General features: G+C 40.5%; 11 protein-coding genes and 1 tRNA gene. 3 read left to right on the top strand and 9 right to left on the bottom strand.

The annotated features are described in order from the left end of the window. Nucleotides 1–17: 17 nt before the first annotated feature. The 7 genes from rplL to PUND_RS01155 form a co-directional block, all read right to left on the bottom strand. Nucleotides 18–380, bottom strand: a complete 363-nt coding sequence (gene rplL, locus PUND_RS01185) for a 50S ribosomal protein L7/L12 (RefSeq protein ID WP_008108465.1) — start codon at nucleotides 378–380, stop codon at nucleotides 18–20. A gap of 74 nt (nucleotides 381–454) precedes the next feature. Beyond that, nucleotides 455–949, bottom strand: coding sequence for a 50S ribosomal protein L10 (rplJ, locus tag PUND_RS01180; protein WP_008108464.1), 495 nt, complete (start codon nucleotides 947–949; stop codon nucleotides 455–457). Between the two features lie 320 nt (nucleotides 950–1269). Beyond that, a complete protein-coding gene (gene rplA, locus PUND_RS01175) occupies nucleotides 1270–1974 on the bottom strand; it encodes a 50S ribosomal protein L1 (RefSeq protein WP_010392122.1) in 705 nt (234 codons plus the stop codon). A gap of 4 nt (nucleotides 1975–1978) precedes the next feature. Beyond that, a complete protein-coding gene (rplK, locus tag PUND_RS01170; RefSeq protein WP_008108462.1) occupies nucleotides 1979–2407 on the bottom strand; it encodes a 50S ribosomal protein L11 in 429 nt (142 codons plus the stop codon). A 217-nt stretch (nucleotides 2408–2624) separates the two neighbouring features. After that, entirely contained in the window at nucleotides 2625–3182 is a 558-nt protein-coding gene (gene nusG, locus PUND_RS01165) for a transcription termination/antitermination protein NusG (protein WP_008108460.1), read from the bottom strand. 4 nt (nucleotides 3183–3186) lie between these two features. Next, nucleotides 3187–3564, bottom strand: coding sequence for a preprotein translocase subunit SecE (gene secE / locus PUND_RS01160; RefSeq protein WP_010392118.1), 378 nt, complete (start codon nucleotides 3562–3564; stop codon nucleotides 3187–3189). Between the two features lie 131 nt (nucleotides 3565–3695). Beyond that, nucleotides 3696–3772 (bottom strand) — tRNA-Trp (locus PUND_RS01155). Between the two features lie 165 nt (nucleotides 3773–3937). Between PUND_RS01155 and PUND_RS01150 the strand changes: the two genes are divergently transcribed. Both PUND_RS01150 and PUND_RS01145 read left to right on the top strand, forming a co-directional pair. After that, the gene (locus PUND_RS01150; RefSeq protein WP_010392115.1) at nucleotides 3938–7927 is read left to right on the top strand and encodes a hybrid sensor histidine kinase/response regulator transcription factor; all 3990 of its coding nucleotides are present in this window, start codon (nucleotides 3938–3940) and stop codon (nucleotides 7925–7927) included. Between the two features lie 133 nt (nucleotides 7928–8060). After that, nucleotides 8061–9191: a CsgG/HfaB family protein gene (locus tag PUND_RS01145; RefSeq protein WP_010392112.1), complete on the top strand. Its 1131-nt coding sequence runs from the start codon at nucleotides 8061–8063 to the stop codon at nucleotides 9189–9191. Nucleotides 9192–9239: 48 nt separating this feature from the next. Here PUND_RS01145 and PUND_RS01140 read toward each other — a convergent pair whose 3' ends face one another. Together PUND_RS01140 and deoC are read right to left on the bottom strand one after the other, a co-directional pair. Further along, the gene (locus PUND_RS01140; protein ID WP_010392111.1) at nucleotides 9240–9740 is read right to left on the bottom strand and encodes a hypothetical protein; all 501 of its coding nucleotides are present in this window, start codon (nucleotides 9738–9740) and stop codon (nucleotides 9240–9242) included. After that, nucleotides 9724–10476, bottom strand: a complete 753-nt coding sequence (deoC, locus tag PUND_RS01135; RefSeq protein ID WP_010392109.1) for a deoxyribose-phosphate aldolase — start codon at nucleotides 10474–10476, stop codon at nucleotides 9724–9726. Before deoC ends, PUND_RS01140 begins: the two co-directional genes overlap by 17 nt. A gap of 264 nt (nucleotides 10477–10740) precedes the next feature. Between deoC and cysG the strand changes: the two genes are divergently transcribed. Beyond that, nucleotides 10741–12162 carry a siroheme synthase CysG gene (gene cysG / locus PUND_RS01130; protein ID WP_010392107.1) on the top strand — a complete coding sequence of 474 codons (1422 nt, stop codon included), beginning with the start codon at nucleotides 10741–10743 and terminating at the stop codon, nucleotides 12160–12162. The last annotated feature ends 6 nt before the right edge of the window (nucleotides 12163–12168 follow it).

The raw sequence follows: 12168 nt of genomic DNA, 5'->3' as shown, positions 1-12168 counted from the left end.
ACCTAGCAAAAGCTAGATTACTTAACCTCAACTTCAGCACCAGCTTCTGTAAGGTCTTTAGCAAGAGCTTCAGCTTCTTCCTTAGAGATACCTTCTTTAACTGGAGTTGGAGCAGCTTCAACTAGAGCTTTAGCTTCTTTTAAGCCAAGACCAGTTGCGCCACGTACAGCTTTGATTGCCGCAACTTTATTAGCGCCAGCGCCAGTAAGGATTACGTCAAATTCTGTTTTCTCTTCAGCAGCTTCAGCAGCAGGACCTGCTACCATAGCAGCTGCAGCAGTTACGCCGAATTTTTCTTCCATTGCTTCAACTAGAGCAACAACGTCCATTACTGACATTTCAGCAATTGCGTCAAGGATTTGGTCTTTAGTTACAGACATTACAAATTTCCTAATAATTAACGGACTCTAAGGTCCAAATAAATTTACACCGAAAGGGATTAAACAGCTTAAAATTAAGCAGCTTGCTCTTCTTTCTGTACACGTACTGCTTCAATTGTTTTACACAATTTACCAGCAGACGCTTCTTTCATAGCGCTCATTAAGCGTGCAACAGCTTCGTCGTATGTAGGTAGAGTTGCAAGCATAGCTGCATCTACTACATTACCTTCAAAAGCGGCCGTTTTAAGCTCAAATTTCTCATTCTTTTTCGCGAAGTCTGAAAAGATACGCGCAGCAGCACCTGGGTGCTCTGATGAGAAAGCGATTAAGCTTGGACCAACAAATGAATCAGATAGGCATTCAAAGTCTGTTCCTTCAAGAGCACGTTTAGCTAGAGTGTTACGGACAACTTTCATCCAAACACCCGCTTCGCGAGCTTCTTTACGAAGGGCAGTGATTGCACCAACTGTTACACCACGAGAATCTGCAACTACTGCAGATAGAGCACCAGTGGCTGCTTCGTTGACTTCAGCAACAATTGCCTTTTTGCCTTGAAGATTTAAAGCCATGGGTGTTACTCCTGGTTTAATGGGTTACCGTACATCGGCTTCCCTGTTTTACTCTTCCCCACCAATAAAGGTGGAGATGCTTTTTACGGCGAGAGCCAGAAGATTAGGAAAAATCTATCTGGGGATTCACACCGTCTACGTAGGTAATATTAAGGCCGAAGCCGCCTACGGTCTTGGACGGAAGCCCAATTTATCGCGTTGCCCGAAGGCGCTTCGAAATTATGGACTTCAACCCGAATTCTTTACTTTGCGATTAACTAAATTAATCAGCAAAATGGCGCAAAATTATAGTACAAATTTCACGCCATGTAAACACTCAATTAAGCAACAACTGTGCTTAAAGTGCCTTGGTCAACAGAAACACCTGCGCCCATTGTTGTAGAGATAGTTACTTTCTTCAAGTAAACACCTTTAGCTTGAGAAGGTTTAGCCTTCTTAAGCGCAACAATTAGAGCTTCAAGGTTTTGTTGTAACTGCTCAGCAGTGAAATCAACCTTACCAATAGTAGTATGGATGATACCATTTTTGTCATTGCGGTAACGCACTTGACCTGCTTTCGCATTTTTAACTGCTTCTGCAACGTTAGGTGTTACAGTACCAGTTTTAGGGTTTGGCATTAGACCACGTGGGCCTAAGATTTGACCTAGTTGACCAACAACACGCATAGCGTCTGGTGATGCAACAACAACGTCAAAATTCATCTCGCCTTTCTTAACTAGGTCAGCAAGATCTTCCATGCCTACTAATTCAGCACCGGCTTCTTTTGCAGCTTCTGCATTAGCGCCTTGAGTGAATACAGCAACACGAACGTCACGACCAGTACCGTTAGGTAGTACAGTAGCACCACGAACGTTTTGATCAGATTTACGAGCATCGATACCAAGGTTAACAGCAACGTCAACACTTTCTACGAATTTAGCTGTCGCTAGTTCTTTTAAAAGAGCAACTGCTTCGTTAATTTCGTAATCTTTAGTTACTTCCACTTTTTCGCGGATAGTACGCATACGTTTAGTTAATTTAGCCATTATCTTAGTCCTCTACGTTCAAGCCCATCGCACGCGCAGAACCTGCGATAGTGCGAACCGCAGCTTCTAAATCAGAAGCTGTAAGGTCTGGTTTCTTTGTCTCAACGATTTCTTCAAGTTGAGCACGAGTTACTGTGCCTACTTTTTCAGTGTTAGGACGGCCTGAACCAGATTTGATACCTGCAGCTTTCTTAAGTAAGTAAGCAGCCGGTGGCGTTTTCATGTCGAACGTAAATGAACGGTCGCCGTAAACAGAGATCACTACAGGAACTGGAGCGCCTTTTTCGATAGATTCTGTACGTGCGTTGAACGCTTTACAGAATTCCATGATGTTTACACCGTGTTGACCTAGTGCTGGACCTACTGGAGGACTAGGGTTAGCCATACCAGCAGCAACTTGTAGCTTGATTAGAGCTTCAACTTTCTTAGCCATTATAAATACCTCATTAGGTGGGTCTTAGCCTTGTGCGCGCGAGGACGCGTACTCTAGCGGCTTCCCAGTTTAAAAATTGGTTTCTCACTTTTTAGTAAACAGTTAAACAAACGTTTTCCCTGAATACAAAAAGGCCGCTGATTATAAGTTAATCAGCGGCCTTTTTCAAGCTTCGTGCCAAAAATTTAAAAGTTTTTAACGCGACGCTTTAAATCAATTACTTATCTTGTTCAACTTGACCAAATTCAAGTTCAACTGGCGTAGAACGACCAAAAATAAGTACCGACACTTTAACGCGGCTCTTTTCGTAGTCAACTTCTTCAACCACACCACTAAAGTCTGCAAATGGACCATCAGTAACACGAACCACTTCACCCGGCTCAAATAATGTTGCTGGTTTAGGCGCTTCTGCGTTCTCTTGTAGACGGTTAAGAATACGATCAGCTTCTTTGGTGCTAATAGGTGCTGGACGGTCTGATGTGCCACCAATAAAGCCCATAACACGTTCAGTGCTATTTACTAAGTGCCAGCTTGCATCATTCATATCCATTTGTACTAGTACGTAACCTGGGAAGAATTTACGCTCAGATTTACGCTTTTGACCAGCACGCATCTCTACGACTTCTTCAGTAGGAACTAATACTTCACCAAAGCTATCTTCTAGACCTTTGATTTTAATATGCTCTAATAATGTTTGAGCAACACGCTTCTCATAACCTGAGAAAGCCTGTACTACGTACCAACGTAGTTTCTTTTCGTTATTCTCATCCGACATGGGATCAGATCTCCAATCCAGTTAAAAAGCCTACAGCGCGGAATAAAATGCCATCTAATCCCCAAAGGATTAATGCCATAATCACTGTTGCAACCATTACAATTAATGTCGTGTGCGTTGTTTCTTGACGCGTCGGCCAAACTACCTTGCGTACTTCGATACGCGCTTCTTTTGCAAAAGCAAGGAATGTACGTCCCTTTAAAGTTTGCGAAGCAATAGCTAAACCCGCAGCTATCGCAACCACAACGCCAATAGCACGTAGTAATACAGACTGATCTGCAAACATATGGTTACCAACGACTGCGCCTGCAAGTAGCGCAATTGCTACTAACCACTTTACTGACTCCATCCCACTCGATGGTGTTTCTATATTCGTGCTCATAATATTATTACCTTAACTACAGACACAACAACCCTGCACGTCGACAGGGTTAATCCATTAAAATCTAAACTTAAAAACAAGCTTACTTAAACCGATTTTTAGTTCTAGACTTTACTCACTTTGTAAAAAATTGGCAGGGGCGGAGAGATTCGAACTCCCAACCGTCGGTTTTGGAGACCGCTGTTCTACCAATTGGAACTACGCCCCTGCAAAGTGGATGCCTATTATACTTACGCAATTCATTAACACAAGAGTAAAAAGATACCCATAACTTAAAATCTCACTGACGGCTGTAAAAATCAAACTTAACATTATTAAAAAAGCAGTTTATGATTGTTTCAATTTTAGGAATACTGTTCGCACAAGGAAGCCAGTGCCTTTACTTCAAACCCTATTCAAAACCCTCATTTTAAGTATTTTTTGCTTGTTTCATAGCATGCTTATTGCCCGCCCTATTCACTTAGATACATATTCGAGTGAGCAAGGATTATCGCAAAACTCGATTACATGCAGCATCACTGATGAGCAAGGGTTTAATTGGTTTGCCACACAAGGCGGTCTTAATCGCTTTGATGGTTATGAGTTTAAACGCTTCAAGTCTCACCCTACTGAGGCTAGCATTTCAGGAAACTGGGTCACCGATTGCCTTGCTGGCGGCCCTCATGCTATCTGGTTTTCTACAGCCAGTAATGGTTTAAACTTACTTGATACTCAAACCGGTCAATTTAAGGTTTTTAATACGCAAACTGAGTTGGCGATTACTGATAACCGTATATGGTCACTGGCGTCAGATAACCTAAATAATATTTGGTTAGGCCATGAACATGGAAAGTTAACACGATTAAATATAGTCAATAATGAAGTTGAGTCATTTAGCTATAATAGCCCCGAGCAAGCTAATACCGTAATACAAGATATCGTAATAGATGCTCAACAGAATATCTGGTTAGCGACCAACGAGGGATTAATTAAATTTAACCCAGAGCTAAAAACGTTTAAACACATAGCAAAGAGCCATAAGAATTTATGGCGGTTACACTTAAATACACAAGGGCAGCTATTACTAGCAAGCAAACAAGGCCTTAGCCTATTTATTCCAACAACAGAGGCTTTTGCGGAGTTTACTCAATTTACAGATATATGGATCACCGATATATTAATTGACGACACCGATACCTTGTGGCTTACAAGTTATGGAAAAGGTTTATTTTACAAAACAGAGCAAAGTACATCTAAAAATAACTTTGAGCACATACCGCACAATAAACAGCAACTAAATGGGCTTGCTAATGATTACCTTTTGTCAGTCTATCAAGACCAGTTCGGTATCATTTGGATTGGTACTGATGGCTATGGCTTGCAACGTTATAATAAAAAGCAAAATCAATTTTCGCATCAACAGCATTTGAGCGATGATGAGACTACTATTAGTCATAATTTTGTTCGCGCTCTACTTAAAGATTCACAAGGTCGGTTATGGGTTGGTACGCGTGATGGCTTAAACAAACAAACCGACACTGGCTTTAAGCGCTATAAAGTTAACTCAAAATTGCAAAGCGGCCTTACTAATAATAATGTATTTAGCCTGCATGAAGATAACCAACAGCGACTTTGGATTGGTACCTATGGCGGTGGGTTACTGCAATACAATCCAGCTGAAGATAATTTTATTGCCTATACAATGCAAAGCCATCAGCTTAGTAGCGATCGAGTTTATGCGATAACGAGCGATTCTAAAGGAAATTTATGGCTAGGTAGTAACCAAGGTTTAACACGCTTTAATCCCGACACTTTAGAGGTTCAACATTACAAGCACGACGATTCAACTAATAGTCTTGCTAACAATACCGTATTTACTCTGCTTTTTGATCAAAATACAAACGGATTGTGGGTCGGGACGCGTGCAGGTTTAAATTATCTAAGCATGGCCGATGAATCATTTACCCATTACCCCGCAAATAACGAACCGAAAACTGGTTTAAGCCATAATATGGTCACTTCTTTGCACCTGCAAAATAACGATACTTTATGGGTTGGTACCTTTGGTGGTTTAAACCGCCTTGATAAAAAAACACAAAAGATCACTTACATTACCGAACATGATGGATTACTAAACGATAATATTTTTGCTATTAAAGATGATAGTAAAGGCCACTTATGGCTAAGCAGTAACCAAGGGCTCACTCGCTATAATCCCACGAATCAAGCTATGCAGCATTTTTTACCTCGTGACGGCGTGCAGCATAATTCGTTTATTTTAGGTGCCGCTTTTCAAGCAGCTGATGGCGAGCTATTTTTTGGCGGAATCAATGGTTTTAATCAGTTTTACCCTAGTAAACTGCTATTGAGTACTTCAGCTCCAACCCCAGTGTTAACTGAGCTATTAATTTATAACCAAGCAAGTTCAACAAAAAACTATCTAACAGATCAAAAACAGCCAGCAAAACTAATAAATCATACTAAAAAACTCTCTTTTCCAACTAGCCAAGGGGTCATTGGCTTTAAATATTCCGCCGTTAATAATGCCTCATCTGCTAATCAATACCAGTATGCTTACAAGCTAAGTGGTTTAGATAAGCAATTTATCTATACAGATGCAAGCCAACGACAAGTTAACTATTCACAGCTAAGTGCAGGTAATTATCAATTACAATTAAAAGTTAGCGATCAATACGGGCAATGGAGCAAGGTTCACAATATGCTAAAGCTGACAGTAACGCCTCCTTGGTGGCAAACGAAATTGGCGTATGCGGCATACCTTATAATAGTTTTGATTATTACATGGTTAATTTTAGCGTCACGCTATCGAGCTAAAACCGCAGAGCAACTTATTCAACAAGAAAGAAAGCTCAATCAACTAAAGACCCAATTTTTAGATAATATTAGCCATGAACTTAAAACGCCATTAAGCTTAATTTTAGCGCCAGTAGAAAGCTTACAACAGCAACAACTCGGTGCTCAAGCGCAACATCAAGTTTCTATAATCAAGCGTAACGGGCTCCGCCTACTTAATTTAATTAATGAGCTATTACAGCTCAGCCAGCGCCCAAGTGCGACTATAGAATATGTATCCGCTTATTCTATAAGCCCTTTTATAGAACAAATAGTAGACGACTTCGCTATTTTGTTTGCTCAAAAAAATATTAGTTTTTCCTTTAAAGACACCACGCAACAGCCTAATTATATAAATTTAGAAACTAAACATGCTTTATCTATTATTGATAACTTATTGACCAATGCACTTAAATACACCCCATCAAATGAAAGCGTTAATCTAACGCTTTCTAACACAAACAATAATGTTGTTATAACGGTATCTGATACTGGTATTGGTATCGAAGAACACCAGCAAGCGCTTATTTTTGAACGTTTTACTCGTGTTGCAGCACACAACCAAACAGGCAGTGGTATAGGTCTCGCGCTGGTTAAGCAGCTTGTAGAGCAATACGGTGGGCAAATTTCATTAGTTAGTAAAATCAACAAGGGAAGTTGCTTCACAGTCACTTTGCCATTGTGTGAATCAGATAACTTATTAACGGATAAACAATTATCGTCCTCTCAAACTATGCCGCTAAAAAACAACAAAAAACTACTCATTGTTGAAGATAACGTGGAAATGCGTGAGTTACTGGTTTCACTGTTTAGTAATGACTATACCTGTCTGAGCGCTAATAATGGAGAAGAAGGGTTTTTGCTGTGCCAAACTCAAATGCCCGATGTGGTGCTCAGTGACGTGATGATGCCAACGATGGATGGATATCAACTTCTAAGCGCTATTCGCTCAGACATTTCGATAAACCATATTCCTGTTTTATTACTCTCTGCCAAAGCAGACAGTAATAGCCGTATAAGAGGGCTTGATTTACTGGCCGATGACTACCTGTGTAAACCCTTTGAAGCATCATTATTAAAGAGTCGGATTCATGGCTTATTAGGTATTCGTGATGCGTTAAATAAACACTTAGTTAAACAGTTATCAGCTCAAGTACATGCTGTAACCTTAGATGCGCAAATAGAGCAAAATAAAGATTACACATTTACAGAACGCTTAAAAACAATCTTGCGCGAAAATTATCAAAATGAACTGTTTAGCGTCGAAGAGTTTGCCAGCGCAATGTGTTTGAGCCCTCGCGCACTACAATTAAAAATGAAAGCTCTTTTTGACGTTACACCCAGTGATTACATTCGCAATACCCGTCTAGAATATGCAGCAAAATTATTAGCTGATAGCGACTTAACCATAGGTTTAGTTGCAGATAACACCGGCTTTAGTTCTCAAAGTTACTTTGCTCGTTGCTTTAAAGCCAAATATACAGTGACACCTAAACAATATAGAGAAGCACAAACATGTAAAAGTCATTAGCTTCGCATCTGTACTCAAAGCTTTCGCCTGAGTACTATTTTTAAGCTACTGATTTATTTAAATTAACCTTAATTAGCCATTGCTAAAAAAATAACTACAAATGTAATTAAGCAGATAAATTAAGGAAAATACTATGCTCTCATCAATACAAAAAACGCTACTTGCCACAGCATTAATAACGAGCTTAAGCGCATGTCAAAGCACTTCAACCAATGTCACTTCAAATAAAAATTCACCTGACATTAATGAAGTAAGTAAACAAAAATACAATGGCCCTAAAGCACGTATCGCCGTGGCACGTTTCACTGATAAGTCAAATAACTCAAGATGGTGGCGAAAAGAAATTGGTGAAGGTATGGCAGATCAACTTACCACCGCACTTGTTGGCACTAATCGCTTTATTGTATTGGAGCGCCAAGCACTAGACGCTGTGCTTTCGGAGCAAGATTTAGCAGTATCAGGCAGAGTGAGTGCACAATCTGGGGCTGCCTATGGCGAAATTGAAGGCGCTGAGATTGTAGTCGTTGCAGCGGTTACCGAGTTTGATGATGACAGTTCAGGTGCAAGTGTTGGTTCGGGCGGTTTTATTGGTGATGTGTTTAGCTCTGTTTCTGCTGGCTTTTCTGGATCGCATATGGCTATTGACCTAAGGTTAATTGATACGCGCACTTCACGTATTTTAGCTGCAACTAGTGTTGAAGGCGGTAGTAAAGATTTTAACTTTACCAGCGCAGCAACAAACTTTGGTGGCGCATTGGTTGGAGGGAGTCTTAGTGGTTGGTCAGATACACCAAAAGAAAAAGCACTACGTGAAGTAATAATTAAAGCCGTTGAGTTTTTAGAAACTAAAATCCCAGACACCTATTATCGCTATAACCAAAACAACACGCTTGCTGCAGGCTATACAGCACCACCACCGCCAAAGGTAGCTAGTAAAAAAGTAGCACCTGCTGCTGTCGCTGTCGATGTGCCGAATCATAGAATGCCACATTATGAAAAAATGGACTTAGCAATGTCTCGTATGAACTTGGTTTGCTTAGGCTATTTAAAAAACCAACCTAATTATGAAGAATTTGAGACTGAAGACGTAAAATACGACCGTCAAACTGTATTAGCACTGCGCGAATATCAACAAGAAAAGAGCTTAAAAGTAACAGGTCTTGCCGATGAAACAACAAAGAAATCTTTAGATGACACAAAATGTTTAACAAAAACTCAAAAATCAGGGCTTGAAAGCTTAGGCAGCATGTTTCAATTTAACTAAGCAACACAATTCAATTTAAATAAAAAAGCGGCTATCTCCTAGTCGCTTTTAATCTACTCGTAATAACTCACCGCGATAAAAATCACACAGTAACCATATTTGCTCAAATTGATGGGTATTTGGAAAAACTATTGTTTTTATTGCCGCTTCAAAGTCGCTCTTATGCCAAATAGTGCTAGCGTTACGAATTAGCAACCAGGTACGTTTTGAGTAATAACGCTTAGTCGCTTTTTGTTTGAGCAATCGTCCTAATGCTGATTGCAGTCGGTTTTCACTGGGTTGTTGTGCCATGTCAGCTAAATCACGTTGCATTTGTATCGATAATGGCCGACCTAACACGGCCATTGCTTCGGTTTCGCTGGCATATAAATGCGCTACTTCTATATCGAGTTGCTCATTTTCTTGATAACAACTTACATCGGGTCTATTCGGTTCATTATGCCAAATGTGGCGCATATGAATGCCGGTTTGCTGCTCATAGCAACGCAAAAACAACTTAGCTGCATCGTGCTCTAACTGTTGTTTTTCGGCATCACTGCTGCGCTTCATGCAATACCTTATAAACGTCATTTAACAGCGAGGAAGCGCCAAACCTAAATGTCTCTGGTGCTAAATATTCATGCCCCATAATCTCAGTTGTTAGCTGCAAATAAGCATTGGCATCACCTGTCGTTTTCACACCGCCTGCGGCCTTAAAGCCAACTGGTTTTGATGACTTTTTGATGGTATTAAGCATAATTTCAGTTGCTTCAAGCGTGGCATTAACCGCGACTTTACCGGTGCTGGTTTTTACAAAATCAGCTCCCCCTTGAATAGCAAGCTCGGTTGCTTGAGCAATAAGTGCAGGTGCTTTTAGCTCACCGCTTTCAATAATCACTTTAAGTTTAGCGCGACTACCACATGCTTTTTTACTTTCACTCACGTATTTCAGCACGGTATCGGCTTCGCCTTTTATAAGTGCTTTGTAAGGAATGACTAAGTCAATTTCATCGGCCCCGCGCTCTATGGCTATTAGCGTTTCATTAAGCACTTCATTAAGTGGCGCCTCACCTGTGGGAAAGTTGGTTACTGTGGCCACTTTTACATGACTCAATAACCGATTAGCGAGCGCTATTTTTGCATCATCTACAAATTCACTAAACACACAAACTGCAGCGGGTATGCCTAACTTAGGATCAATACTGTTTACTAATGCATTAATACTAGCTTGATTATCATCGGTGTTTAAACTGGTTAAATCCATTAAACTAACAACTAGCATGGCGTTTTGAGTATTATTTGTCATTTTATGCCCATGAAATTTTAAAAACCTTAAACTATATAAGCATCATAGCTTAACCTTGCTATAGCTCATAACCAAACACTATAAGCGCGTTTTTTATACTAAATAGCACTCTAACCCTTACTAAATAAGATTTAGACCTAAAAAACATAGTTTATATAACTTTTGAGTATATCAACTAAGATTTAATTATTTTTTACTTATCAATAGCCGCTATATTCTGCCTGTGTATTAAACACTTTATTATCTTTTTAGGGGCGTTACTCAGTGCAATATTTACCTATCTTTACCAAACTCGACAACAAGCCAGTATTGGTGGTTGGCGGTGGAGAAGTTGCCTTGCGAAAATGCCGCGCGTTCTTAAAAGCGCGTGCTGCAGTAACCTTAGTTGCCCCGTGGTTTTGTGATGAATTAAAAGAACATGCGCACAACAATGAAGTTACTTTAATAGATGCCTATTTTGAAGAGTCACATCTTGATGGCAAAATTTTGATCATTGCCGCCACCGACAATGATGAAGTTAATAATACGGTTTTTGAACTCGCCAATGCACGTAATGTGTTTGTGAACGTGGTGGATGATCAACCTAAATGTACGTTTATTTTTCCCTCTATTGTTGATCGCAACCCAATTACCATTGCGATTTCAAGTGCAGGTACCGCACCCGTATTAGCAAGACGTTTACGTGAAAAGCTCGAAACACTTATCCCGCAACACATTGGTCCACTCGCCAACTTAGTTGGTGGCTTTCGCCATAAAGTAAAACAGCGCTTTAAACACTTTGCCGATCGTCGCCAGTTTTGGGAAGGCGTGTTTGATTCATCGGTAGTGAGTAAAGTCCAAACCGGTAATACCCATGGCGCTGAACAACAACTAGAGAAAATGCTAGATGCCAAAGTAGAGCCAGAAGGTGAAGTATACGTAGTGGGTGCAGGCCCTGGGGATCCAGAGTTACTCACCCTAAAAGCATTGCAGCTAATGCAACAAGCCGACGTGGTGGTATATGATTATTTAGTTTCCGACGAAATTATGGAATTAGTACGCCGCGATGCCGATTTAATTTGTGTGGGTAAGCGCTTAGGCGACCATAGCGTAGCCCAAGAAGATACTAATCAGATGCTAGTTGATTTAGCGCAACAAGGTAAAAAAGTATGTCGTATTAAAGGCGGCGACCCATTTATTTATGGTCGTGGTGGCGAAGAAGTACAAGTACTGGCAGCCAATAACGTAAATTACCAAATAGTGCCAGGTATAACGGCGGCCGCAGGCTGTAGTGCCTATGCAGGTATTCCTTTAACGCATCGCGATCATGCTCAAGCTATTCAATTTGTTACTGGTCACTGTAAAAAGGAAGGCCAAGAGCTTAATTGGCAGTCGCTTGCACAAAAAAACCAAACACTGGCTATTTATATGGGGGTGATTAAATCGCCGCATATTCAAGCCGAGCTATTAAAACATGGGCGAGAAGCAACAACACCAGTGGCAATTATTGAAAACGGCACCCGTAAAAATCAACGCGTAGTTACCGGACAGTTAGACCAATTAGCGCAGCTCATTGAGCAGCATCAAATAATTTCGCCCGCGTTACTCATTATCGGTGAAGTGGCCTCACTACATGACCAATTACACTGGTTTGGTGAAAAAGCGCAGATCAGTAGCTTTGCTCAACCACTGACAGACGTAGCGTAATTTAAC

It is taken from the genome of Pseudoalteromonas undina, from assembly GCF_000238275.3.
Lineage (GTDB): Bacteria > Pseudomonadota > Gammaproteobacteria > Enterobacterales > Alteromonadaceae > Pseudoalteromonas > Pseudoalteromonas undina.
The sequence above is the reverse complement of the archived record's forward strand: the minus strand, read 5'-3'. Positions and strand labels throughout refer to the sequence as shown.

Bases quoted from the DNA above. Each gene is read 5' to 3' on its own strand.
- rplA (WP_010392122.1), bottom strand. From the start codon at position 1,974: ATGGCTAAATTAACTAAACGTATGCGTACTATCCGCGAAAAAGTGGAA.
- deoC (WP_010392109.1), bottom strand. From the start codon at position 10,476: ATGACAAATAATACTCAAAACGCCATGCTAGTTGTTAGTTTAATGGAT.
- rplK (WP_008108462.1), bottom strand. From the start codon at position 2,407: ATGGCTAAGAAAGTTGAAGCTCTAATCAAGCTACAAGTTGCTGCTGGT.
- nusG (WP_008108460.1), bottom strand. From the start codon at position 3,182: ATGTCGGATGAGAATAACGAAAAGAAACTACGTTGGTACGTAGTACAG.
- PUND_RS01145 (WP_010392112.1), top strand. From the start codon at position 8,061: ATGCTCTCATCAATACAAAAAACGCTACTTGCCACAGCATTAATAACG.
- PUND_RS01140 (WP_010392111.1), bottom strand. From the start codon at position 9,740: ATGAAGCGCAGCAGTGATGCCGAAAAACAACAGTTAGAGCACGATGCA.
- rplL (WP_008108465.1), bottom strand. From the start codon at position 380: ATGTCTGTAACTAAAGACCAAATCCTTGACGCAATTGCTGAAATGTCA.
- secE (WP_010392118.1), bottom strand. From the start codon at position 3,564: ATGAGCACGAATATAGAAACACCATCGAGTGGGATGGAGTCAGTAAAG.
- rplJ (WP_008108464.1), bottom strand. From the start codon at position 949: ATGGCTTTAAATCTTCAAGGCAAAAAGGCAATTGTTGCTGAAGTCAAC.